The sequence below is a fragment of the Streptomyces sp. PR69 genome (genome assembly GCF_026420845.1).
Classification (GTDB): domain Bacteria; phylum Actinomycetota; class Actinomycetes; order Streptomycetales; family Streptomycetaceae; genus Streptomyces.
Genome location: NZ_JAOWCB010000005.1, coordinates 180,513 through 203,666 on the forward strand (window position 1 = coordinate 180,513; position 23,154 = coordinate 203,666).

Here is a 23,154-nt window from a genome sequence, read left to right on the forward strand (position 1 = left end):
CATGGGCCGTCCAGCTGGCCCGGCCTCCCGTACGGCGGCCGGGCAGCCCCTCGCACAGCCGGTCGCGGTGGTCGGTCTTGACTGCCGGTTCCCGGGCGCGCCCGACCCGGAGTCCTACTGGCGTCTGCTGCGCGGCGGCGTGCCCGCCGTCGGCGAACGCCCCGCGGCCCGCGGCCCGGCGCCCTCCCCGCCCGGCGGATTCCTGGCCGACGCCGACGCCTTCGACCGCGCCTTCTTCGCCGTCCCCGCCGCCGACGCCGAAGCGATGGACCCCCAGCAGCGGCTGCTGCTCCAGTGCGCCTGGCGGGCGATCGAGGACGCCGGAGCGTCCCCGGCCCGGCTCGCCGGCGCCCCGGTCGGCGTCTACACCGGCTGTATGTCGGACGACTGGCTGCTGCTGAGCGCCGCCTCCGCCGGCGGGATCAGCCCGCGCACCGGCACCGGCGCGGGCCGCTCCATGCTCGCCAACCGCCTCTCGTACCAGCTCGATCTGCGCGGCCCCAGCGTCACCGTGGACACCGCCTGCTCCTCCTCCCTCGTCGCCGTCCATCTGGCGTGCGCCGCGCTGCGCGCCGGGGAGTGCGAGCTGGCGCTGGCCGGCGGAGTGAACATCGTGGCGGGGCCCGTGCTGGACGAGATCTACGCGCAGTCGGGGCTCGCCGCCCCCGACGGGCGGTGCAAGCCGTTCTCCGCCGACGCGGACGGCATCGGACGCGGCGAGGGCGTCGGCGTGGTGGCGCTGCGGCTGCTCGACGACGCACTGCGCGACGGAGACGCCGTGCACGCGGTCATCCTGGGCAGCGCGGTCAACCAGAACGGCCGCGGCAACGGCATCATGGCCCCCCGCCGGGCCGCGCAGCGCGATGTGATCGCCGCCGCCTGCGCCCGTGCGGGGACACGGCCCGAGGAGATCCGCTATGTCGAGGCGCACGGCACCGGCACCCTGCTCGGCGACCAGATCGAAGCGCTGGCGCTGGGCGATGCGTTCCGCGACGACGCGGGGGTACGGGAACGGCCCCTGGCGCTCGGCGCGGTCAAGGGCCTGATCGGGCACACGGAGGGCGCCGCGGGGATCGCCGGGCTGATCAAGGCCGTTCTCGCCCTGCGCCACGGCCTCGTCCCCGCCGACCCGCCGCCGCCCGGCGGGGTGAACCCGCGGCTCGCCCTCGGCCGCCGCGGCCTGGAACTGCTCGCCGAGCCGCTGGCGCTGCCCGCGGAAGGCTGCGCGGCCGGGGTGTCCAGCTTTGGGATGGGCGGCACGAACGCACACATGGTGCTGGCCGATGTGGTCCGCGGCTCGGTGCTCCCCCTGACCCCGTCGCAGGGACCCCCACGGGGCGCTGAAGCGTCTGCCGGCGGTCCCCGCGGCGTCCTGTCGGTTCACTCGCCCATGAGCGAACCGCGGTCAGGCGAACCGCGGTCAGGCGAACCGCGGTCAGGCGGACCGCTGTCAGAGGACTCGCGGCCCGTGGGGGTTTTCACGCTGTCCGCCGACAGCCCCCGTGCGCTGCGCCGGAATCTGCGGCTGCAGGCCGTGGACGTCGCCGGGCGCGGCGCGGCGGAGTTCGCCCGGCTGTGCTGGACCAGCAACCGCTCCCGCGCCCATCTGCCGTACCGCTTCTCGGCCGCCGCCGACACGCCCGAGGAGCTGGCCTCACGGCTCTTCGCCGCCGCGGACCTGGACGGGGACTTCCATGACGCCGGCTTCCCCGGGGCGGAGTTCCGTGAGGCGGAGCAAGTGCCGGCCGTCGCCTTCGCCTTCACCGGGCAGGGGGCACAGCATCCGGGCATGACCGCGAGCCTGTACCGGCACTCCGCCCTGTACCGGGGCTTCCTCGACGAGGCCGCCGCGGCGCTTGAGCCCCACACCGCGGCCCCGGTCCGCGAGACGATCCTCTCGGGCGACCCGGCCGTGCACCGTACGGGCCTGGCGCAGCCCGCGCTGTTCGCCGTCGAGTACGCCCTCGCCCGCACCCTCATGGAACTCGGCGTGCGCCCCGTGGCGGTCATCGGCCACAGCGTCGGGGAGTTCGCGGCCGCCGTCGTCGCCGAGGCGCTCGACCTCGCCGACGCCGCCCGGCTCGTCGCCGTACGCGGCGCGCTGATGCAGCAGCTGCCCGAAGGCGGCGGCATGCTGGCGACCAGGGCGCGGCCCGCGGAGGCCGCCGCGCTCGTCGCCGACGAGCCCTCCGTCGGCGTCGGCGCGCTCAACGGCCCCGGCGCGACGGTGCTGTCCGGCGACCTCACCGCCCTCGGCAGGGTCCGCGCCCGGCTGGAGGAGCGGGGGCTTGCCTGCACCCCGCTCACCGTCTCCCACGCCTTCCACTCGCCCCTGATGGCCCCGATGCTGCGGGACTTCGAGCGCGCGGCGTCCCGGACCCCGCCCGGCCGCCCGCGGCTGCCGTTCCACTCGACCGTACGGGGCCGGCTTCTGGCGCCCGGCGAGGAGCTGAACGCCGCCTACTGGACCGAGCACATCGCCTCCACCGTGCTCTTCGAAGCGGCCGCCGGCTCGCTGTGTGCCCAGCGGCCCGCGCCCACGCACCTCCTCGAGATCGGGCCCAAGCCGGTGCTGTGCGGCCTGTTCCGGCGCATCGCGGCCTCCCGCGACATGCCCGCCCTCCCGGTCTGCCGGGGCGCGGACTCCGGCGTCCGGGAGCTGGGCGAGGCGCTCGCCCGGCTGCACCAGGACGGGCTGGACCCCGTCTGGGACGGCCTCTACGCGGACGCCGACCGGCGGGTCGCACGGATGGTTCCGCACGCGTTCTCCACCGAGTGGCGGTCCTGGCGGCACGCCCCGCAGCCGAACGGGACAGCGGCCGCGGCCCCACAGGCGGGGCCCGCGGACGCCGCGCCCCGCGCCGACCGGGTGCGCGAGGGCGTGCGCGAAGCCGTCGCCCTGGTCAAGGGCGGACGCTGCGACGACCTTGACGACCGCTTGCGCTTCTACGACGACCTCGGCTTTGACTCCGTGATGCTGATGGAGCTCAAGTACCGGCTGGAGGCGCGCTTCCCGGAGCTCGGCGAGCTGTCGATGCCGGAGATGCTCTCCAGCCTCGTCAGCGTCGAGAGCCTGATCGGCTACCTCGGAGAGCAGCTGGAAGCGGCGGTGGCGGGGTGAGGCCGCGGACCCGGCTGGCGGGCGTGGGCACGGCGCTGCCCGGCGACCCGGTCGGCAACACGGCGCTCGCCCAGCGGCTCGGCATCTCCCCGGAGTGGGTGGAGGCGTTCATCGGCACCAGAAGCCGGCACTTCGCTCTCGACCTGGCGAGCGGCGCGGTCCGCTGGAGTCTGGAGGACCTGTGCACGGACGCCGCCGACCGGGCGCTCGCGGACGCCGGCGCGGACCCCGAGGACGTCGGCTTCCTGGTGCTGGCCACCGCCACCCCCGACGCCCTGATGCCGACCACGGCCGCGCTGGTGGCGGACCGGCTGGGCATCGACCAGGTGCCCGCGTACCAGCTCCAGTCCGGCTGCTCCGGAGCGGTGCAGGCGCTGGCGCTCGCCTGCTCGCTGCTCTCCGCTCAGGGGCCCGGCGGCAAACCCCTCGGGCTGGTCATCGGCGGCGACGTCTGCAGCAAACACCTGGACCTCGCACAGGACTTCCGCGAGCTGCCGCCCGCCCAGCTCGTCAACTATGTGCTGTTCGGGGACGGCGCGGGCGCGGTGGCGCTCAGCGGCGAGCCGGGAGCCGGACGCCAGGCCCGGCTGGCCGCGGCCGACCACTGGCTCAGCGGGCTCGGCCGGGCCCCCGGCCAGCGTGTCGAATGGTTCGGCGCGGCGGACCTGCACACCGGCCGGCCCGCCGTCACCGAGGACTACAAGGCCGTGGAGCGCCAGGTCCCCGTCATGGCCCGCGAGGTCCTCGACACCCTCCTGGCGACCCTCGGCTGGCCCCCGGAGAGCCTCGGCCATGTCCTCCCGCCACAGCTCAGCGGCCGGATGACTGAGCGCATCGCGAGGACGCTGCGGCAGGGCCTTGAGTGGGAGGAGGTCTCCTGTGTCGCGGAGACCGGGAACAACGGCAACGCCCTGGTCTTCTGCCAGCTTCAGCGGCTGCTGCCGCGGCTCGGAGCACAGGGGCGGGCAGTCGGCATCGCGATCGAGTCCAGCAAATGGATCAAGGCCGGCTTCGCAGTGGAGGCGACGACATGACCACGCGACGCGATGAAGCGGAAGTCCGCCTGCGCGCGCTGGACGCAGCGGGCGCACTCGCCGCCTCCTACCCCGAACTCGCCGGCCTGCTGACGGCCCTGGACGAGCCGGCTGCCATGACGCGGCCCGCGGACGACGCCTGCGACTGGGCAGGGAGGGTGCTGGCGCGCCTCGACCCCGGCGAGGTGCTCGCGGCCCACCCCGCGACCCCCGTCGTACGGGTGGCGGTGACCGGGCGCGCCGCCGCCGCGGGGATCGTCGCGCCGCTGACCGCGCAGCTCGCCCGGCACGGGATGCTGATGATCCCGTACACCGGCGGGCACGGCGGTTATGTGCACGAGCTGGCCGATCCGGCGTCCGGCCTGTACGCCCACCGGCCCGGGGTGACCGTGTGCCTGCTCGATCCGCTGACCGTCTGGGACCGGCTGCGTGCCCCGTGGCAGCCGTACGACGTCGCCCTGGAGGCCGAGCGGCTGCGGCTGCTGCTCGCGGAACTCGCCGCCGCCCACCGGGCGCACGCCCCCGAAGGGGCCGTCCTCGTCCTGAACACGGTCCCTCTGCTGCGCCGCTTCACCCATCAGCTCGTCTCCCTCGATCAGCGTGCCGAACTGGGCGCGGTCTGGCGGGAGTTCACCGCCGATCTGCTGCGGATGGCCGACCCGGCCGCCGGGCTGGCCGTCGTGGACGCCGAGCCGCTGACCGCCTCCGGAATCCGCGCCGACGATCCGCGCCTCGGTGTGTACGCGGACGCCCCCTGCACGGGCGGGCTGCTCGCCGCCCTCGCCCGCGAGATCGCCCATCTGGCCAGGGCCCGGCGCGGAGCGGCCAAGAAGTGCCTCGTCCTCGATCTGGACGGCACCCTGTGGGACGGCGTCCTGGCCGAGGAAGGGCCCGAGCGGATACGGGCCGCTCGCTCGCTGCGCTCCGGGGCGTTCGCCGCGTTCCGGCGGATCGCGGAGCAGCTTGCCGCACAGGGGGTGCTGCTCGCCGTGTGCAGCAAGAACGACCCCGAGCCGGTCGCCCGCGCCCTGGCCGCTCACCCCGACTGGCCGCTGAGCGCCGACGACTTCGTCAGCGTCGTGGCCGACTGGGGGCCGAAGGCGGACGGCATCCAGAAGATCGCGGCCGAGCTGGGCATCTCACCGTCGAGCGTGGTCTTCGCCGACGACAGCGCCTTCGAACGCGAGGCGGTCCGGGCCGCCCTGCCCGGTGCGGCCGTTGTGCCGCTGGACGCCGAGCCCGCCCTCCACGGCGAACGGCTCCTCGCCGACGGCTGGTTCGACACGCCCACGCTGACCCGGGAGGACCGCAGCCGCGCGGACCGCTACCGGCAGCGCGAACGGCGGGAGCGGCAGCGCACCGGCGCCAAGGATTACGAAACGTTTCTGCACGGTCTCCGCATCGAAGTGACCGCCGCGCCGGCCGCCGCCGGCGACACCGCCAGAATCGCGCAGCTCACCCTGCGCACCAACCGCTTCAACCTCACCGGCGTCCGGCTCACCGCCGCGCAGGTGACGCGACGCGCCGACGACCCGGCCGCGCTCGTCCTCGCGGTCCGCGCCGCCGACCGCTTCGGCGACGACGGAGTCGTCGGCGCGGTCCTCCTGCGCCGGGGCGCCGGCGGACTCCATCTGGAGAACTACGTCATGAGCTGCCGGGTCCTGGGCCGCGGCATCGAGGACGCCGTTCTCGCCGGACTGCTCCAGGCGGCACGGAGTGACGGGCTGCCCGCCGTGCACGCGCTCTGGCGGCCGACCGCCGCCAGCGAGGCGCTGCGCGGCTTCCTGCCGGGCCACGGCTTCACCGCCGTGCCCGACGGCGACGACGACGGCGCGATCCGCTACCGCCACGACCTGCGCCGCATCCCGCCCGCCCCGGACCACATCCGGCTGGCATTCCACTGGCATGCGCCCCCCGAACGGACAGAACCCCTCGCCTCACGGGCGAGTGAGCCGAAGGGGAGCGCGGGTGTCGAAAGGGAGATCACGCGCAGGTTCCGAGGAACGAGGGAGCGAGCATGATCGACCGTCGACGCACGCTGAAGCGCCCCGGAGGAGAACCGAGCCACCAAGAAAACGAGGAGCCTTCATGCAATCCGTCGTCGATCTGATCGAGCTGGCCAACCGGCGCCTCGGCACCGAGCTGACCGCGCAGGACGCGGAACGGGAGCTCGCCGAGGTGCCCTGCTGGGACTCGGTCCATCTGCTGCGCCTGGTGGGGCTGCTGGAGGCGGAGCTGGGGCGGCCGGTCCCGGTCGCGGAGGTTCTTCAGGCGCGTACGCTCGACGAGATCTGGACGGCGGCGAGCACGGCGGACTCCGGCCCGGCAGCCCCCGATCCGGCGGCGGCGAGCACAGCGGTGCACGCATGAAGACCTCCCGCGACCGCGCCCGACGGCATACGCGCCACTTCCTGACGTGGGCGCGGGCCGCCGCCCCCGTCCATCTGTGCGCCGACGTCGACATGACCCGCGTCGAGCAGCACAGGGCCGCCGCGCGCACCGCGGACGGGGGACGCTTCTCGCGCGTCAGCTATCTGCTGTACGCCGCGGGGCGGGTCGTCGCCGTCCGCCCCGAGGCGCGTGCGCTGGCCCGCGGCCGGCTCTGGCCGCGCACCGTGCCGCTGCCCGTCCGCGGCCCCGACGGCGTCACGGCCAAACTCGCCCTCGACCGCACCGCACCCGGCGGCGAGCGCATCGTGCTCACATCCGTGCTGCCGCGCATGGACACGGCGACGCTGACCGAGATCCAGACCTGGGTGGACCGGTGCCGGGACGGCGACCCGCGGAGCCTGCCCGGCGCGGCGGCGGTGCGGCTGCTGACCCGGCTGCCGCCGCCCGTGGGGGAACTGGCGTTCCGGCTGGGCCTGCGCGCCCCCGCCGCCAGGGCACAGCGGATGGGGACCTTCGCCGTCAGCTCGCTGGGCCACCGTGCCGTGGACGTCTTCCACTCCTACGGCGGCACGGCGGTCACCTTCTGCGCCGGCCGCACCGCCGAACGCGCGGTGGTGCGAGACGGGCGGGTGACGGCGGCCCCGGTGATGAGGCTCGGGCTGACGTTCGATCACCGGGTGCTCGACGGAGCCGCCGCGGCGGATGTACTCGACGGAGTGGTGAAGCGGCTGGAGGACTGGCATGGCGATCTTTCCGGGACCCGTGGTGAACCCCGCGACCGAGCGGGGCTTCGCCCGACCGGTGCGGGTGACCGGGCCCGAGGGACCCTGGGATGAGGTCCGCGAGGCGGTGCGCGTACACGGCAGCGTGGTCGTCTACGCCCAGCTCGACGACTGGCTGCCCGACGACCTCGACGCACCCTGGCTGCGGCCGGTGCTCGGGCGCGACCACGCCCGCTTCGCCGCCATGACCCACCAGCAGATCCGGTCCCGCTTCGTGGCGTCGAGGCTGCTGCTCAAGCATGTGGCCTGTGCCGTCATCGAGGCGTCCCCGCAGTCCGTGGAACTCGCCTACAAGCCCGGCGGACGCCCGTATCTGCGCGGTCTCGACCAGATCGACATCAGTCTCAGCCACACCGAGACGCTGCTGCTCGTCGGGCTCACCCGCAGGGGCTGGATCGGCGTCGACGCCGAGCTGAGCGACCGGCCGATGCTCGGCCTCGGCACCGAGAACCAGGTCTGCACCCCGCATGAGCGCCACGCCCTCGCCCAGATCGCCGAGGAGCGGCGCAACGGCGCGCTGGTGCGGCTGTGGACGCTGAAGGAGGCGTACAGCAAGGCCATCGGACAGGGCATGCGGTTCCGCTTCACCGAGTTCGGCTTTGGTCCCGAGGACCGCACGGTGCAGGTGCTGCGGCCCGACGGAGCACGCGGCACCGGAGCGGAATGGACCTTCCACACCTGCATCGTCGACCGCCGCTACACGGTGAGCGTCGCGCTGTTCGACGCGGGCTTCGGCGACACCGACGACACCGCGGCCGCGACGATGCTCGACGCGGGCCTGGTGGCGGCGCTCGCCGAGCCGCCGGCGCCCCAGACACCGACACGGGGAGCGCCATGACCATCACGGCCGATGTATGCGTGGTCGGCGGCGGCCCCGGCGGCCGGGCCCTCGCCCTCGCCCTGGTGCGCCTCGGCCGCCGCGTCGTGCTGCTGGAGCAGCGCGCGGCGGCCGCCCGCGCCTTCCGCGGCGAATCCCTCACCCCCGACGGAGTGCGCCTGCTCGCCGGACTCGGCGTCCTCGACCGGGTACGCGACCGCGCCCACGAGGTGCACCGGCTGGAGATCGCCGACGGCGGAGCGCGCGTCCTCGACGTCCGCTTCGACATCTTTCCCCACGCGTACCGCCGCCCCGTCGAACTCGCCCAGCCGGCACTGCTGGCCGCCCTCGCCGACGCCGCCGCCGAACACGGCGGCTGCACCGTGCTGGAGCCCGCATCCGCCGTCGGACTCCTCGAAGAGGGCGGCGCGGTGCGCGGCGTACGGGCGAAGACGCCCGGCGGAACCGCCGAGATACGCGCCGAGCTGACCGTCGGCGCCGACGGCCGGTACAGCGCCGTGCGGCGGCTCTCCGGACTGGAGCACTCCGCCCGGCGCACTCCTCTGGAGCGGGACGTGGTCTGGATGAAGCTGCCGTTCCCCGACGCCTGGGACCGGCGCGCCTACCGGGTGCGGATCGACTCCGGACGGCACGGGCTGTTCCTGCCCAGCACCGACGGAACCGTACGGGTCGGCCTCAACATCCCCAAGGGCGGGCTGCGCGAGCTGCGCGCCGCGGGCCTTGAGCTGCTGCACGCCCGGCTGCGGCAGCTCGCCCCCGAACTGGCCGCGGAAGCCGCCGAAGGGCTGCGGAGCTGGTCCGACACCGCGCTGCTGGACATCTTCACCACGGATGTGGGCCGTTGGTCCGCGCCCGGCGTGGTGCTCATCGGGGACGCCGCGCACACGCTTTCCCCGATCCTCGGACAGGGCGTCAACCACGCCCTCGCCGACGCGGCGGCGCTCGCCCCGCTCCTCGACCGGGCCCTCGCCGAGCCCCGCAGCCGCCGGGCGGCCGCCCTGGACGCGGCCGCGCTCGCGTTCCGGCGGGCGCGAGTGGACGCGGTACGGCGCTCCCGCGCGCTGCAGCTGCGCCAGGAGCGGATGTTCACCCTCGCCGCCCGGCCCGCCGTCGCGCTGCGCCGCGCCGTCTACCGGGCCGTCAACTCAAGCCCCGCGCTGCAGCGCAGGGTCCTCGCCCCCGCCTACTTCCCCCGCGCCGCCGCCGCGACAGCGCCGCCCGACCGCCCGGCCAGGACCAGGACGGAGCCCCGACGATGACCACCCAGCCCACCGTGCCCACCGTGCCCGGACCAGCCCTGGCCGAACTGCGCCGCTACGCGATCCTCCACGCCCGCGCCCAGGAGATCCCCGAAGACCGGTGCCGGGCGCTGCTGGAGCGGATGACCGCCGCGCACGGCGACGGGCCGGGCTCCTGGGCCGCCGTGTGGAGCCGCGCGGGCGATGTGCTCGCGGCCCGCGGCCGGCCGCTTGAGGCGAGCCGCTGCTACGGCCTCGCCCGCTTCCCGTACGCCTCCGACGGCGACACGCCGCGCCTGCGCGCCCAGCGCCGCTGCGTGCAGACCTTCGACGACTGGCGCGGCGCCCGCCCCGGACTCGGCGTCGAACGCCTCGACATCACCCTGCCCGAAGGCAGGTTCGCCTGCTGGACCGCGGGGCTCGCCACCCCCGCCCGCCCGGCGCGCCGCCCCCTGATCGTGGTCATGGGCGGCATCGTCAGCGTCAAGGAACAGTGGGCCCCCGTCCTGGCCCGCGCCAAGGCCCTCGGCGTAGCCCTCGCCGTCACCGAGATGCCCGGAGTCGGCGAGAACACCCTGCCCTACCGCGCGGACGGCTGCCGGATGCTCGGCGCGCTCCTCGACCGGCTGGGCTCCCGCGCCGACGTCACCCGCACCTCCGTGATCGCGCTCAGCTTCGGCGGCCACCTCGCCCTGCGCGCCGCCCTCGACGACCCCCGCATCCGCGGCGTGGCCACCGTCGGAGCGCCGCTGCACCGCTTCTTCCGCGACCGCGACTGGCAGCGACGGGTTCCCGACACCACCGTCCGCACCCTCGCGCACCTCATCGGCTGCCCGCCGGACCAGGTCTTCGACACGATGCGCGGATGGGCTCTGACCGACCATGAGCTCCAGCGGCTGACCATCCCCGTCACCTACGCCGCGGCCCTCCGCGACGACATCGTGCCCCCCGACGAGCCGGACGCCCTGCTGCGCGCGCCCCGGGCCCCCCGGGAGATCCTCCGCCTCGACGACGACCACGGCGCGCCCGGTGAACTCCCGCGCCTGCGGCTCACCCTGCTGCGCGCGGCCCTCCGCGCCGCCGCCGCCCATCCGGCGCGCCGCGCGGCCCTGGCCGCGGCGCTCGCCGCCCGGCCACGCGACACCGCCGCCTGGACCTACCGCGCCCCCCTGGGCCGGGCCGTGAGCGGCCTCGTCGGCGCGGCGGCCCTGGCGGCCGGCGTCCGCGTCGCGGGCGTCCGCAGCCGTACGCTCTGGACCTGCGCGGTGCTCCCCGACGCGGCCCTGCTGTACGGCATCGCCGCCGCCCCGAGCTTCGAACGCCTCCCGCGCTACGCCGTCCGCCCCTACAACGCCCTCCACTCACCCGCCGTCCCCGCGGCCCTCTTCACCGCGGCGGCCCTCACCCGCAGCCGTACGACGGCGACCGCGGCGCTCGGCTGGCTCGCCCACATCGCCGTCGACCGCGCCTTCGGCTACGGCCCCCGCCGCCCGGACGGCCTGCGCCGCCGCTAGGCGGTGCCCGGGGGGTCTTTCCCTGCCCTCCCCCTATGCCCTGGGGCGTGGGGGGACCCCACTTCCCGTAACTGGGGCTCCGCCCCAGACCCCGTGCGGGGGCTCCGCCCCGAACCCCCGCGCCTCAGTGGCCGGTGGGGCTTGGTTTCTGGCTCCTGCGCCTTAGTGGCCGGTGGGGCTTGGTTTCTGGCTCCTGCGCCTTAGTGGCCGGTGGGGCTTGGTTTCTGGCTCCTGCGCCTTAGTGGCCGGTGGGGCTTGGTTTCTGGCCCTTGCGCCTCAGTCGCCGGCGGGGCTGAGTTTCGGCCCCTGCGCCTCACACGCTGGGGGGGACCGGGTTTCCGGCCCTTGCGCCTCGAACTCGCCCAGCTACCTCCCCCAGACTCCGTCCGGGGCTTGAGTGTGCGGGCCCTCGCGCCCAAGCGGCAGTTGGGCCTGCGGTGCTCCCCGATTGTCGGCGAGGGCCGGGCACTTGGCGCAGCCAAACTGAGCCGGTTGTGGGGCACCTCCCAGCGGTAGCTGGGGGCGTTGGAGGACACGGCCTTCAGGCCGTGCCGGGGGCGGCGGCGCGAAGCTGCCGCCCGCCAGGGGGCGCGGGGCGCCAGCCCCGCAGCCCCTCCCCCCGAAGGGGGGTCTGGGGGGCGAAGCCCCCCAGTTACGGGAAGTGGGGCCCCACGCCCCCAGGGCGTAGGGGCAGGGGAGGGGAAAGCCCCACCGGCCCCCCACCGGCCGCCGACTCCCGACCCGTCACAGGAGGCACGCGTCAGCGAGAGCCCTGGCGGCGACGTCAGGCACATAACCCGCCAGCGCAGCGACAAGCGCCCGGATCTCGCGCCGGGCTTCGGGCGTGAGCGACGCGGTGCGCGCGACGTCGAGCTCATTGGCGATCGTGAGGACGGCGAAGTCGGTGAGGTCGGCCCCGGCCAGGACGACGACCTCACCGGTGAAGCGGTCGGTGAGCGGGAGCGGCGTCGCGCCGAGGCGGGCGTAGGTCTTGCTTCGGTCGCAGGCGGCGTAGCGGTAGACGAGGGCCTCGGCCTCGTCGCCGATCGCCGTCCGCAGGCGGGCTCGCCGGTCGAGCGGCAGCAGCGCGCGGGGGAAGCCGTCGGTGCCGTAGGCGGCGTGGCAGAGCGCGGCGAGGCGTGTGCGTCGGCTCCCGCCCCAGCTGGCCACCAGCTCGTGCACCCGCTGGAGATGGTCGAGGAGCGCTCCGTCGGGGTGGGCGGCCTGCCCCGCGCAGGCAGCGCGCAGGAGTGCCCGCGCCGGCCAGTCGGCGGTGACGGCGGCGATGGTCTCGGCGAGCGCCACGGGCTGGTCCCTTGCGATGAGGTGTCCGGCGTCGCGGATGCGGGTCACGGTGGTGTGGGGGGCCAGGCGCAGCAGCTCGCCGGCGTCGTCGTCGGTGACGGGCGACCCGCTGCCGCCGCGGACGAGCAGGACGGGCAGGTCGAGTTCCGCGGTGGTCTGCCGCAGCTGTGGCACGTGGGCGAGGATGTCGTCGACGATCTCGGTGTGGGCGTCGAGCATCCCGCCGGCGGCGAGAAAGCGGCGGACCCGGCGGGGGTCGAGGCCGGGCACGACGTCCACCAGTACGAGGCCCGCCGCCTTCGTCCGCACCGCCGGATCGCCCAGGGCGGCGATGGCGGCGAGCCCGCCCAGCGAGGCGCCGACGACCACGCATCCCGGCGGCTCGGCGCGGAGCATGGCGGCGACGTCGTGTGCGCAGGGCGCGAGCGCCCGGGGCGAGCCGTCGCTGTCACCGTGCCCGCGCTGGTCGAAGGCCACGCACCGGAACCCGGCGGCGACGAGGACGTCGATGACCGGCTTCCACACCTGACGGCGCTCGCCGCCGGCGTGGAGCAGCAGGACGGTCGGGCCGGCGCCGGCCTCCTCCCCTCGCAGGACCGCGTCAGGGCGGGCGATGCGCCGCGCCCGGGGGGCGGTGAGATCGCGCATCGTGCGACACCTCCTCTGCCTTGTGGAGTCAAGGTAAGACGTTAAGGTCTCTGCCTTGATGTATCAAGGTAAGGTGGGCGGCATGACCCGTTCGCGTGTGCGCCGCCCTCCCGACGAGGCGCGGCGTCTGATCCTGGATGCCGCCGAGAGGCTCCTGGCCGAGGGCGGTGTGGCCGCCGTCCAGGTCCGGGCGATCGCCGCCCGCGTCGGCATGACCGATGCGGGGGTCAGCCATCACTTCGGCACCCGTGACCGCCTCCTGGAAGCTCTGCTGCGCCACGGCGGCCGGAAGATCCGGACCGGAGTGGAGGGGGTGCTGGATTCCTGGCTCGGCCAGGATGCCGATCTCGGTGAGCTGGTCGACGCCTTGGCGGACTTCTACCGCCGGGGCTATGGCGAGCTGGCGGTGGCACTCCACGCCGCCGGGTGGCGGGACGAGGGATCGGGGATGCTCGATCCGGTCGTCGACGCGCTCCACGCCCTGCGGCCCGACGCCGCCGGCACCCCTGTCGAGGACACCCGGCTCGCCGTCGCCGCCCTCCACCAAGCCCTGGCCACCGAGCCCCTGTACGGCCCGGCGTTCCGCCGCAGCGCCGGCCTCACCGGCCGGGCGGCCACCGCCCCCGCCCCCCAGCTCCGCTGGTGGACCACCCACCTCACCCGCTCCCTCGGCCTTGGATAGCCCAGGCAGCGCCGTCCGGGCGGCGGGGAGCGCACGCCGCTACTCCGGCTGCGTCACCGTCAACGCCCACCGAAGGGTCTCCGTCGAGGCGTCCACGGTCACGGTGAAGGACCCGGGCCGAACGACGCCGACGTCCATGGTGACGGTGCCTTTGCCGACCGCCCCGTCCGGGCAGTCGACGGAGAGGGCCGCGACGTCCGCCGACTGCGACTCCATCGTCACCGCCACAGAGCCGCCCCCCTCACACGCCACCGTGAGCACGGTCGGCAGACCGTCCCACGCGCCGCCCGAAGCGACGCCGCCGTCTCCAGTGTGCTCCTTCACCCACACCAGGCCGTCGGGCCCCGGATGGGGCAACAGGACGTCCGCCGACGCGGCGGCGGGCCACGCCGTGGCCCCTGTCATGCCGATGGCCGCAAGCGCCGCCCAGGCCAGGGCTTTCCCCCTGCGCTTCACGATTGCTCCTCACACTGGTCCGTCGTGGGCCCACAGTGTGTCGCGACAAGATCGCTCGCGCATGAGTACGAATACTCAGGTGCGGTCGCCGCGTTCGCCCTCAGTCCCACTCCACCGGCAACGCCTCCAGCCGGTTCACCAGCAATCCCGTCCGCATCCGAATCTCCTCCGCCGGAGCCGCCAGCCGCAGCCCGGGAAAGCGGCGGGCCAGGGCTGAGAGCGCTATCTGGAGTTCGGCCCGGGCCAGGGGCGCCCCCAGGCAGTAGTGCGGGCCGTGGCCGAACGCCAGATGCGGGCCGTCGCGGCGGTCGGGGGCGAAGCGGTCCGGGTCGAAGCGGTCGGGGTCGCCGAACCGGCGTCCGTCGCGGTTGGCCGAGCAGATCGCGCCGATCACCGCACTGCCCGCCGGCACCGTCACCCCCGCCACCTCGATCTCGTCCGTGGTCACCCGCAACGGCCCGCCGTCGCCGATGGGGTTGATGCGCAGCAGCTCTTCCACCAGCGCGGCCAGCGGCTCCGGCTCCTCGGGGACCAGTTTGACGCCGCCGTCATGGCGCAGCAGCGTGAACACGGACGCGCCGAGCACCGAGACGGTCGTCTCATGCCCGGCCACCAGCAGCGTCATCGCCATGGTGATCAGCTCATGCTCGGTCAGCGGGCCGTCCTCGTCCCGGACCTGGACCAGTGCGCTGAGCAGATCGTCTCCCGGCCGCCGCCGCTTGTCCCGGGCCAGGTCCTGGAGATAGCCCACCAGCGCCAGCTTGCGTTCCAGCATCTCTTCAGGGGTGTGCGCCGTCAGCGAGACGATCCCTTCCGACCAGGCGCGGAACCGCTCGCGGTCGGCGAACGGCACGCCCAGCAATTCGCAGATCACCGCCACCGGATACGGAAACGCGAAGGCGTCGTTGAAGTCGACGGGGCCGCCGCGCTCCGCCATCCCGGCCAGCAGCCCGTCGGCCAGCTCGGCGATGCGCGGCCGCAGCAGCTCCACCCGCCGCGCCGTGAACGCCCCGGCCACCAGCGAGCGCAGCCGGGTGTGTTCTGGCGGGTCCATGGTGAACAGGCCGCCCGCGTCGAACGGCACCGCCGTCAGCTTCGGCGACTCGGGGAGCACCGTCGCCGCACGGCTGCAGCGGGAGTCGGAGAGCACGGTGCGCACATCGTCGTACCGGCTGAACAGAAACGCCGGGTCGCCGCTCGGCATGACGACCTCCGCCGCGGGGTCTGCTTCACGCAGTCGCGCGTACTCCCCGGGGATGCCGGTCGCCGAGCGCCGCGGGGGCGGGTAGCTGCGCACAGTGGGGTTGTCAGGCATATCCGAACAGTCGCGCCGCGGACTCGCGTTCTGATGGAGCTGGTGTTCAGAGCGGGTCGGGAAGGTATCCTCGGCCTTCGCTGAGACAGGCAGGGGGAGGCCGAGTGCTGGGCGAGCCGTCGCACATGATCAAAGTGGTTCTGGCCGAGGACATGCATATGGTCCGCGGGGCACTGGTCGCATTGCTCAACCTCGAACCGGACATCCAGATCGTGGCCGAGGTCGGGGCCGGGCGGGACATCCTGCCCGCGGTGCTGCTCCATGAACCCCATGTCGCGGTGCTCGACATCGATCTGCCCGGCATGGACGGGCTCGCCGCCGCGGCCGAGGTGCATGCCAAGCAGCCCGCCTGCCGCACGCTGATCCTGACCGGTCTGGGCCGCCCCGGCAATCTGCGCCGGGCGCTGGAGGCACAGGTGTCCGGCTTCATCCTCAAGGACGCCCCGCCCAGTCAGCTCGCCGACGCCATACGGCGCGTGGCCGCGGGGGAGCGGGTGATCGACCCCCAGCTCGCGCTGGACGCCTGGGCGGCCCGGGACAATCCGCTCACGGCGCGGGAGACAGAAGTGCTGCGGATGGCCGCAGACGGCGCCGAGGCCCCGGACATCGCCGCCCGGCTGTATCTGACCGTCGGCACCGTGCGGAACTATCTGACCACCGTCGTCACCAAGCTCGGAGCACGCAACCGGGTGGACGCCATCCGCATAGCGCGCGAGCAGGGCTGGCTCTGAAGAGGTTCCGCGCACCGGTCTGCCCATGCTGGAAGCGCTCTCAGAGGGGCTTGCACGGCCGCCCACAGGCCGTCAGACCGCGCTGCGCGTCCCTCCCTTGGCGGCCTGCCCGCCCGCCGCACCCCCGGCGGCCTCAGCGCCCTCAGAGTCTTCAGCGGGCAGCGGCTCCACCAGTCGCGGCCGCCGCCCCCGCAGGGCCTCGTCGACATCCAGCGGAACCCGCGCCACCAGATGGAAGCAGCTGTCCTCCCGCACCTCCGCGGTCAGCGTGCCCCCGATCGTCGCCACCCGGGCGCTGAGGTTCGCGATGCCGCTCCCCCCGTATGCCGCCGGCCCCTCCTGCGACTTCGCCACCCCGTCGTTGCGCACATGCAGCACCGCCTGCCCGTCGCCGGCGTCCCGCGCCGAGATACGGCAGTGCCGCACCGCGCTGTGGCGCAGAATGTTGGTGACGCCCTCGCGCAACACCGTGGCCAGCACCGTGCCGATCTGGTCGGGCACGGAGGACAGCGTGCAGTCGACCTCGACGGCGATGCCCGCCGCGCCGAACACCGAGCGGGCCGAGGTCAGCTCGTCGGCGAAGGACATGTCGCGGTAGCTGCGCGCCACCTGCCGGGTGTCGGCGAGCGCCTGGCGGGAGATCTCCAGCACCGTGGACAGCTCCTCCCGCGCCCGCGCCGGATGCTGCTCGACCAGACGCAGCGTCAGCTCGCTGCGCAGCGTGATCGCGGAGAGGCTGTAGCCGAGCAGATCGTGCAGATCACGGGCGAACCGCAGCCGCTCCTGCTCCACGGCGAGCCTGGCGATCTCCTGCTGGGCGCTGCGCAGTTGCAGCACCATCTCGGAGAGCGCGGTCAGCCCGTACACCAGGCTGGCCACCATCACCGTGGAGACGCCGATATAGGCGACGTCCAGGACCGGCTTGCCCGACCAGGCGGTGGTCAGCGCCATCGTGCCGACCGTCGTCGCCCCGGCCGTCAGCCATGACCAGGGCGAGCGCAGCGTCAGCAGCAGCGAGCCGGTGAGGAAGCCGATCAGCCCCACCCAGGCCGTGCCGAGCAGCAGCAGCGGCGGAAAGCTCAGCAGCACCTGCACGCCGAGCAGCGCGTACTGCTGTCTGCGGCTGAGCCGGACCCGCCGCGGCGCGGACAGGGCGACCTGTGAGGCGAACATGCCGAGCAGCGCGGCCGCGCCGATGAACAGCTGGACGGGATTCTGCTCCACCGTCAGCAGATGCAGGGTGGCGGCGGCCAGCACACTGCCCAGGGCCACCACCAGAATGCTCAAGGCGATCTTGGGCGCAAGGCCCGCGTCACCGCCGCCGCGATAGGGCATGAAAGGCTCGCGGCGGTGTGCGCTGTGCACGTGCTGTCTCTCCTGGGTGGAATTCACGTCAGGCATTGGACCCCCGTCGCACGCTACGCGTGGCTCGATCCTATGCCAGGGGTGTGGGGATGGGACTGGCGTTTACTAGACAAACAGTGGTACGGGATTGAGCTCCTCATAGGCAATCGGGCGAGTCCTGCGGCCGAGTTGCACCGGGATGTCGTAGAGGCGTCCCGGACCGAAACGCGCCCAGAAGTGCCGCAGTCCGGGCACCACCACCTTCACCGTGGGAAGTTCGAGGTCGGGCCGTGTCTGGTCGAGCACCAGCAGCTCGAGTCCGCGCTCGCGCAGCAGCGCCTCCGCGGCGTGGATGTCGTCCAGCAGATCCGCGCGCAGCGTGTACGGATAGTCGGCCCGCCGTCTCGCGGGCACGGACGGGTCGGGGCCCAGATACGGCTGATTGGCCACGGTCCGCCGGGCGCACCAGTCGGCCAGCGCCGGGTCGTCCGCCGGGGAAGGGCCCAGCACGGCCGGCAGCAGCTGATTGAGTTCCGTCAGCGCGCGGCGCAGCGCGATCACCGGGTCGAAGTGACAGCCGAAGCCGAACATGATGTCCTCCTCCGGCTTGTCGGTGCGCCGTGAGACCGCCGCCATGGCGGGCACCCCCAGATCTGAGGTGACGTCCAGCACCCAGAACTCCCGCTTCAGCCGGGCGTACTGGGTGTGCATCTCATCGATCCAGGGGTCGGGGAAGGACTCCAGGTCGACCCGCGGCTGACGGGTGCGGTTGTACCACCACAGGGCCACCGCGTCCCGCTCCACCAGCTCGAAGAACCCCTGGAGCACGGCGTCTTCGAGACTGCCGCCGGCCGCGTTGCCGTTGGAGTCGGCGAGCGCGAAGCACGGCCCGCTGGCGGGCGGCGGCGCGCAGTACAGCAGAGCCGTGGGCAGGAGCCGTCGTCTGCCGCGGGTGAGCGACCACACCGGCGTCCAGTCGATCACGGCCTGTTCGTCGAAGGGGTCGCAGACATACTGGAACGGCGGCTGCGACGCGTTCCACTCCAGCCTGGTCGCATACTGCCGCTCGTGGTAGAGCTGGCAGTCGTTGGGGTGGACGGCCTCGTCCGCCAGCTCGGCGAAGCGGCCGCGGATCCGCGGCTCATCGCCGTGCAGCGTGCCGGAGTAACGTTCCACCGCCTCACACAGCGCCCCCACCTTGGCGTCCAGCGCCGTGGTCCCCTTGCCGCCGCTCTGGCTGCGCAGCGAGGAGCGGAACCCGGCAAGCGTACGGTGTGTCAGCGCGGGATTGGGCCCGGAGTGGTACGAGTTGAGGAACGCGGGCCCGCCGGGCGCCCGCTCCAGACCGGTGACCACCCCGGTCACCCGGCCCACCAGATGCTCATAGCGCTCCAGCACCTGCTCGGCCGTCAGCGCCCGGTGCCCGCCCTCGCTGAGCGTCGTCTTGGGCCGCGAGACCAGCACGACGGGCCTGCGCACCCGGTCGCCGACCAGCGCCGGGTCGCCGCACTGCGGGCACTGCGGACGCCGGGCCACCGTATGCGGCCGCACGCCCAGGTGCAGAGTGTCCAGAACGCGTATGGACGACTGGCTGCCGTCGCGGTATCCGGCGAGCCACTTCGCCGCCTCCAGCGCGATGCCGCGCAGCGCCAGCGAACGGCTCGCGGCGATCGCCGACGGCGGCGGGGACGGCGGCGCGTCAAGGCCCAGCGCCCGGCAGACATGGTGCTCCGGGCTGCGGTGGGAGCGAAGCCGGTGCGCCAGACAGTGCCAGCACGGCCCCGCGCCCGGCTGGAACACCGGGCCGATCCACGGCTCCACCCCGTGCGGCTTGGCCAGCAGCCAGGGCCTGCCCGAGCGGCGCTGCGCCGCGTCGACGTCAGCGAGCGCGGGCAGCAGATAGTCGTCGCACAGCACCACCGTCAGATCGCAGACGCCCCGGTCTCCCCCCACACGTGAGGGGAGACCCAGGACGACCCCCGCTTCGGTCAGGGCGTCCCGCACATCCGCCCCGTCCAGCCGGCTCAGATCCAGCAGCCGGACCCGGCCCGCGGCCAGGGTCTCCGCGGCGCGCTGTGCGTCCAGACCCGCGGCCTCCCAGAACGCCGCCGCGTCGGAGTCCGGCCCGTCGTCCGCCGGCGCCGCCGCCGACCCGGTGATCAGATTCGCCTGGCGCAGCTTCGCCAGCACGGCGCCGAGTTCGGTCGGCGACAGCACTCCCTGGGTGTCCCGCACCAGCGCGGACAGATCCCTGCTGCCGTCGAGCAGGGGGGCCAGCGCGGCGACGGCGTGGCCCTCGATCGCGGTGACGCCCTGTTCGGAGACCAGATAGGTCGCCTCGCCCGGCACCACCGCCGTGGTGAGGTGCCGTCTAAAACCGATGCGCGGCCAGAGGGACTCCATCAGCGGCTCACACCCGCAGCGGGTCGGCGGAGCCCTGTCGTACGGGCCGGTCCGCGGGCTCCGGCGTCAGCGCGGCGCGGGTGCCGCAGATGCAGGGCTGCGTCCCCGCGGCTTCGTCATGGGACAGGTCCGCGGCCGACGAGCTGAGGTTGATGATGCACACCCCGGCGTCCGCACCCGTCGGCAGAGCGGGAATCGGACTCTCCGGTCCAGTGGTCAGGCCGAATTCGGCGAGAACGTTTCGGGGCTCCAGCGCGTACCGCAGCGCGAGTTCGGGCTGCAGACAGCTCCGGGCGACCAGTTCGGCGAATCTCCAGTCATGCTCGACCGAACCGCTGTATGCCCCTTGAGCTGCGGCTGCGATGGGTGCGTAACCAGACATCATGTGCTCCCGTCGTGAAGTGAAAGGCGCTGTGCGGTCAGTGCTCCCGTGCGGATGTTCGGCTGGGCATATGAGAGCAGTGTGGTGGCGGCTGACTGGAATCGAACAGTGGAGACGTCACCTCCCTGGATGTGAAGATGTCATAGGTCCGCCCACCGCGATCTCCATACCGTGCTTATGACGTGCTCACTGTTGGTCGCGCACGGGTGCATGGGACGCTCCCAGGACCGGCTCCACGGCACTCGGGAGCCGTCCGACGGGGTGAGGAAGCAGCCATGCCGAACAGGGGGCGCACGGTGCGCGTCGAGGTACTCGGGACTCTCCGCGGCGAGGCCGCCGGGGTGTCCGTGCTGCCCAGCGCTTCCAAGCCGCGGCAGATCCTCGCCCTCCTCGCGCTGAACGCCCAGCACATCGTGCCGGTGCCGGTGCTCATGGAGGAACTGTGGGGCGCGGGCCCGCCGCGCAGCGCCCCCACCACCCTGCAGACCTATATCCTCCAGCTCCGCCGCAGACTGCGCTCCGCCATCCCGGGCGCCGCCGGGGTCTGGGACAAGAATGTGCTGGTGACCCGGCACGGCGGCTATCTCCTCGATGTGGAGCCCTCCGACATCGACGCGCTGGAGTTCGACCGGCTCGCCGGCGCCGGGCACACCGCCTACGAGATCGGCGACATGGCGGCCGCGTCCGCCAGTCTGGCCGCGGCCCTTCGCCTGTGGCGCGGCCCGGTCCTCGCCGACGTCCCCCACGGACGGCACCTCGGCATCGAGGCCACCCGGCTGAAGGAGAGCAGGCTCGGCGCACTCGAACGCCGCATCGGCGCGGATCTGCGGCTCGGCAGGCACCGTGAAGTGCTCGGTGAACTGTGCGCACTGTGCGAACGCCATCCGCTGCACGAGTCCCTGAGGGCGCTGCAGATCCTCGCCTACTGCGCGGACGGCCGCAGCTCCGACGCCCTGATCGCCTACAAGCGGCTGCGCGAGACGCTGGTGGAGGAGCTGGGACTTGAGCCCTCGCCCCGCATCCAGCGACTGCACCAGGCGGTCCTGCGGGGCGAGGACGCCGTGGAAGCCTGGGCGGGTCCCCTGCGCGGCGCCGGCGAGCTGACCGGCTGACACGGCGCCAGGACCATCCCCGGCGCCCGGCGGCGTGCGGGGACCGCACCCACCGCACTCCACCTCCGATCTAGCGGCCTTCCAGGGACGGTCGTGAGGATCGGGGCCCGCGTAGTCGAGAACCAGTGCGGTGTGAGGAGGCGGCGTGAACCACTATCTCGCGGTGTCGCCCGGCGCCCCGGAGCTGCCGGGGCCCGGGCTCCGGCTGTTCTGTTTCCACCATGCGGGCGCGGGCGCACTGACCTACGCCCGCTGGCGGCCCCGCTTCCCCGCGGACGTCCAGGTCCTTCCCGTACGGCTGCCCGGCCGGGAGACCAGGCTCCGCGAGCGGCGCATCACCGACGCCGGGCAGCTGCTGGCCGAACTCGAAGCCAGCCTCGGCCCGTTGCTGGACGGGCCGTACGCCTTCTACGGGCACAGCCTCGGCGCCCTGGTGGCGTACCGGTTCGCCCAGGAGCGGGCCGGCGCGGGACGCCGGCCGCCGGAGCTGGTCGCCGTGGGGGCCTGCGGCGCACCGCATCTGCCGAGTCCGCTCGTCGAGCAGTCCGAACTGCCGGACGAGGGGCTGCTGGCCGCGCTCACCCGCTACGGGACGCTGCCGTCGTATCTCTTCGAGCGGCCCAAGTGGCTGAAGCTGCTGCTGGACACGATGCGCGACGACCTCCAGCTCGCCCGGAGCCTCAAGGAGGGCGCCGGCCCGCCGCTGCCCTGTCCGCTGCACGCCTTCTCGGGCGTCGAGGACGCGGTCGCCACCACCCGAGCGGTCGCCGCCTGGCGCCGCTACACCACCGCCGGCTTCGCCCTGCGCCAGCTGTCCGGCGGCCACTTCTTCGTACGGGACGCGGAGCTGCCCGAGACGCTGGCGGCGGAACTGAGCCGGCTCATCGCACCGCAGCGGACCGCCGCGCCCGGGCGCGCCGCCCCACGCGGGCGGCACGCCGCCGTCAGAGCCTTATCGCCTTGAAAACCTCATAAGCCCAGAAGGGAGTAGCGGATATGGACATCAGCGTCCTGGGGCCCTGCCGGGTCGTCCAGTCGGGGGTTTCCGTTGTCCCCACGGCCGTCAAGCCACGCAAGGTCCTGGCCCTGCTCGCCATACACCCGGACCAGGTCGTGTCGGTGGGCGCACTGGTGGAGGAGCTGTGGGGAGAGGCCCCGCCGCGCAGCGTCCAGACCACCCTGCAGACCTACATACTGCAACTGCGCAACCTCATCGCGGCGGCGATCGGCGGGGCCCGCCGGCCGGAACTGCCCAACGGGGCCAAGTCCATCCTGGTCACCGAGTCCGGCGGCTATCTGCTGGACACCCAGGGCGGCGTCGTCGACGTCAAGGAGTACGAACGGCTCGCCGGCGCCGGCCACCGGGCCCTGGAGGGCGGCGACTGCTCGGCGGCCTCGGACTCCTTCAGGCGGGCCCTGGCGCTGTGGCGCGGCCCCGCACTGGTCGATGTGCAGTGCGGGCCGCTGCTGGAGATCGAGGCGACCCGGCTGGAGGAGTCCCGGCTGAGCATCCTCAACCAGCGCATCGAGGCGGACCTGCGACTCGGCCGCCACCATGAGCTGGTGGGGGAGCTGTCGGGTCTCGCCGCACAGCATCCGATGCACGAGGACACCCAGGGCCAGCTGATGCTGGCGCTGTACCGCTCCGGCCGGCGCGGCAACGCCCTGGAGGTGTACCAGCGGCTGCGCACCGTGCTCTCCCAGGAGCTGGGGCTCGACCCCTCGCCGCGGCTGCAGCATCTGCAGCGCGCCATGCTGGAGTCCTCGCTCGAACTGGAGATCCAGCCCGGGGTGCGCACGGGGACCGGGACGGTGGAACGCGCCCTCAGGGCCCGCTGACCGGCCGGGGGCCCGCGCC

19 protein-coding genes are annotated in these 23,154 nt (G+C 73.9%); 13 read left to right on the plus strand and 6 right to left on the minus strand.

Translation table 11 applies throughout. The features are described from left to right. The first annotated feature begins 1 nt into the window (after position 1). The 8 genes from OF819_RS06930 to OF819_RS06965 all read left to right on the plus strand — a co-directional run bounded on the left by OF819_RS06930 (position 2) and on the right by OF819_RS06965 (position 10,918). Positions 2-3,121, plus strand: a complete 3,120-nt coding sequence (locus OF819_RS06930; protein WP_267242469.1) for a beta-ketoacyl synthase N-terminal-like domain-containing protein — start codon at positions 2-4, stop codon at positions 3,119-3,121. Beyond that, on the plus strand, positions 3,118-4,155 hold the full coding sequence (locus OF819_RS06935; RefSeq protein ID WP_267242470.1) for a 3-oxoacyl-ACP synthase III family protein: 1,038 nt from the start codon (positions 3,118-3,120) through the stop codon (positions 4,153-4,155). Before OF819_RS06930 ends, OF819_RS06935 begins: the two co-directional genes overlap by 4 nt. Continuing rightward, positions 4,152-6,176: an HAD-IIIC family phosphatase gene (locus tag OF819_RS06940; protein WP_267242471.1), complete on the plus strand. Its 2,025-nt coding sequence runs from the start codon at positions 4,152-4,154 to the stop codon at positions 6,174-6,176. Before OF819_RS06935 ends, OF819_RS06940 begins: the two co-directional genes overlap by 4 nt. 67 nt (positions 6,177-6,243) lie before the next feature. Next, the gene (locus tag OF819_RS06945; protein ID WP_267242472.1) at positions 6,244-6,525 is read left to right on the plus strand and encodes an acyl carrier protein; all 282 of its coding nucleotides are present in this window, start codon (positions 6,244-6,246) and stop codon (positions 6,523-6,525) included. Beyond that, positions 6,522-7,382, plus strand: a complete 861-nt coding sequence (locus tag OF819_RS06950; RefSeq protein WP_267242473.1) for a 2-oxo acid dehydrogenase subunit E2 — start codon at positions 6,522-6,524, stop codon at positions 7,380-7,382. Before OF819_RS06945 ends, OF819_RS06950 begins: the two co-directional genes overlap by 4 nt. Then, a complete protein-coding gene (locus OF819_RS06955) occupies positions 7,288-8,166 on the plus strand; it encodes a 4'-phosphopantetheinyl transferase family protein (protein ID WP_267242474.1) in 879 nt (292 codons plus the stop codon). The genes OF819_RS06950 and OF819_RS06955 overlap by 95 nt, the downstream gene beginning before the upstream one ends. Further along, the gene (locus OF819_RS06960) at positions 8,163-9,425 is read left to right on the plus strand and encodes an FAD-dependent oxidoreductase (RefSeq protein WP_267242475.1); all 1,263 of its coding nucleotides are present in this window, start codon (positions 8,163-8,165) and stop codon (positions 9,423-9,425) included. The genes OF819_RS06955 and OF819_RS06960 overlap by 4 nt, the downstream gene beginning before the upstream one ends. Further along, positions 9,422-10,918: a DUF4260 family protein gene (locus OF819_RS06965; RefSeq protein ID WP_267242476.1), complete on the plus strand. Its 1,497-nt coding sequence runs from the start codon at positions 9,422-9,424 to the stop codon at positions 10,916-10,918. The genes OF819_RS06960 and OF819_RS06965 overlap by 4 nt, the downstream gene beginning before the upstream one ends. Before the next feature lie 744 nt (positions 10,919-11,662). On the opposite strand, the gene OF819_RS06970 is transcribed toward OF819_RS06965, so the two are convergent. Further along, positions 11,663-12,871: an alpha/beta fold hydrolase gene (locus OF819_RS06970; RefSeq protein WP_267242477.1), complete on the minus strand. Its 1,209-nt coding sequence runs from the start codon at positions 12,869-12,871 to the stop codon at positions 11,663-11,665. Positions 12,872-12,953: 82 nt separating this feature from the next. Here OF819_RS06970 and OF819_RS06975 point away from each other — a divergent pair, with 82 nt between their 5' ends. Continuing rightward, positions 12,954-13,553, plus strand: coding sequence for a TetR/AcrR family transcriptional regulator (locus OF819_RS06975; RefSeq protein WP_267242478.1), 600 nt, complete (start codon positions 12,954-12,956; stop codon positions 13,551-13,553). Between the two features lie 39 nt (positions 13,554-13,592). Here the strand turns inward: OF819_RS06975 and OF819_RS06980 are convergent, their stop codons facing one another. Together OF819_RS06980 and OF819_RS06985 are read right to left on the minus strand one after the other, a co-directional pair. Beyond that, positions 13,593-14,009 carry a hypothetical protein gene (locus OF819_RS06980; RefSeq protein ID WP_267242479.1) on the minus strand — a complete coding sequence of 139 codons (417 nt, stop codon included), beginning with the start codon at positions 14,007-14,009 and terminating at the stop codon, positions 13,593-13,595. Between the two features lie 100 nt (positions 14,010-14,109). Continuing rightward, complete coding sequence (locus OF819_RS06985; protein WP_267242480.1) at positions 14,110-15,324, minus strand: cytochrome P450; 1,215 nt, start codon at positions 15,322-15,324, stop codon at positions 14,110-14,112. A 125-nt stretch (positions 15,325-15,449) separates the two neighbouring features. On the opposite strand from OF819_RS06985, the gene OF819_RS06990 reads away from it, so the two are divergent. Next, positions 15,450-16,055 carry a response regulator transcription factor gene (locus OF819_RS06990; RefSeq protein WP_267242481.1) on the plus strand — a complete coding sequence of 202 codons (606 nt, stop codon included), beginning with the start codon at positions 15,450-15,452 and terminating at the stop codon, positions 16,053-16,055. Positions 16,056-16,127: 72 nt separating this feature from the next. Here the strand turns inward: OF819_RS06990 and OF819_RS06995 are convergent, their stop codons facing one another. The 3 genes from OF819_RS06995 to OF819_RS07005 all read right to left on the minus strand — a co-directional run bounded on the left by OF819_RS06995 (position 16,128) and on the right by OF819_RS07005 (position 20,184). Further along, on the minus strand, positions 16,128-17,420 hold the full coding sequence (locus OF819_RS06995) for a sensor histidine kinase (RefSeq protein ID WP_267242482.1): 1,293 nt from the start codon (positions 17,418-17,420) through the stop codon (positions 16,128-16,130). Positions 17,421-17,525: 105 nt separating this feature from the next. Continuing rightward, positions 17,526-19,802 carry a TOMM precursor leader peptide-binding protein gene (locus tag OF819_RS07000; RefSeq protein WP_267242483.1) on the minus strand — a complete coding sequence of 759 codons (2,277 nt, stop codon included), beginning with the start codon at positions 19,800-19,802 and terminating at the stop codon, positions 17,526-17,528. A 7-nt stretch (positions 19,803-19,809) separates the two neighbouring features. After that, positions 19,810-20,184: a hypothetical protein gene (locus OF819_RS07005; RefSeq protein ID WP_267242484.1), complete on the minus strand. Its 375-nt coding sequence runs from the start codon at positions 20,182-20,184 to the stop codon at positions 19,810-19,812. Between the two features lie 296 nt (positions 20,185-20,480). On the opposite strand from OF819_RS07005, the gene OF819_RS07010 reads away from it, so the two are divergent. The 3 genes from OF819_RS07010 (at position 20,481) to OF819_RS07020 (ending at position 23,135) form a co-directional block, all read left to right on the plus strand. Continuing rightward, entirely contained in the window at positions 20,481-21,296 is an 816-nt protein-coding gene (locus OF819_RS07010; protein ID WP_267242567.1) for an AfsR/SARP family transcriptional regulator, read from the plus strand. A gap of 145 nt (positions 21,297-21,441) precedes the next feature. Beyond that, complete coding sequence (locus OF819_RS07015; RefSeq protein WP_267242485.1) at positions 21,442-22,260, plus strand: thioesterase II family protein; 819 nt, start codon at positions 21,442-21,444, stop codon at positions 22,258-22,260. Positions 22,261-22,292: 32 nt separating this feature from the next. After that, complete coding sequence (locus OF819_RS07020) at positions 22,293-23,135, plus strand: AfsR/SARP family transcriptional regulator (RefSeq protein ID WP_267242486.1); 843 nt, start codon at positions 22,293-22,295, stop codon at positions 23,133-23,135. Positions 23,136-23,154 lie beyond the last annotated feature (19 nt).

Coding starts and splice junctions, on each gene's coding strand:
- OF819_RS06930 (WP_267242469.1), top strand. CDS start 2: ATGGGCCGTCCAGCTGGCCCGGCCTCCCGTACGGCGGCCGGGCAGCCC.
- OF819_RS06940 (WP_267242471.1), top strand. CDS start 4,152: ATGACCACGCGACGCGATGAAGCGGAAGTCCGCCTGCGCGCGCTGGAC.
- OF819_RS06945 (WP_267242472.1), top strand. CDS start 6,244: ATGCAATCCGTCGTCGATCTGATCGAGCTGGCCAACCGGCGCCTCGGC.
- OF819_RS06950 (WP_267242473.1), top strand. CDS start 6,522: ATGAAGACCTCCCGCGACCGCGCCCGACGGCATACGCGCCACTTCCTG.
- OF819_RS06955 (WP_267242474.1), top strand. CDS start 7,288: ATGGCGATCTTTCCGGGACCCGTGGTGAACCCCGCGACCGAGCGGGGC.
- OF819_RS06960 (WP_267242475.1), top strand. CDS start 8,163: ATGACCATCACGGCCGATGTATGCGTGGTCGGCGGCGGCCCCGGCGGC.
- OF819_RS06965 (WP_267242476.1), top strand. CDS start 9,422: ATGACCACCCAGCCCACCGTGCCCACCGTGCCCGGACCAGCCCTGGCC.
- OF819_RS06970 (WP_267242477.1), bottom strand. CDS start 12,871: ATGCGCGATCTCACCGCCCCCCGGGCGCGGCGCATCGCCCGCCCTGAC.
- OF819_RS06975 (WP_267242478.1), top strand. CDS start 12,954: ATGACCCGTTCGCGTGTGCGCCGCCCTCCCGACGAGGCGCGGCGTCTG.
- OF819_RS06985 (WP_267242480.1), bottom strand. CDS start 15,324: ATGCCTGACAACCCCACTGTGCGCAGCTACCCGCCCCCGCGGCGCTCG.
- OF819_RS06990 (WP_267242481.1), top strand. CDS start 15,450: ATGATCAAAGTGGTTCTGGCCGAGGACATGCATATGGTCCGCGGGGCA.
- OF819_RS07000 (WP_267242483.1), bottom strand. CDS start 19,802: ATGGAGTCCCTCTGGCCGCGCATCGGTTTTAGACGGCACCTCACCACG.
- OF819_RS07005 (WP_267242484.1), bottom strand. CDS start 20,184: ATGTCTGGTTACGCACCCATCGCAGCCGCAGCTCAAGGGGCATACAGC.
- OF819_RS07020 (WP_267242486.1), top strand. CDS start 22,293: ATGGACATCAGCGTCCTGGGGCCCTGCCGGGTCGTCCAGTCGGGGGTT.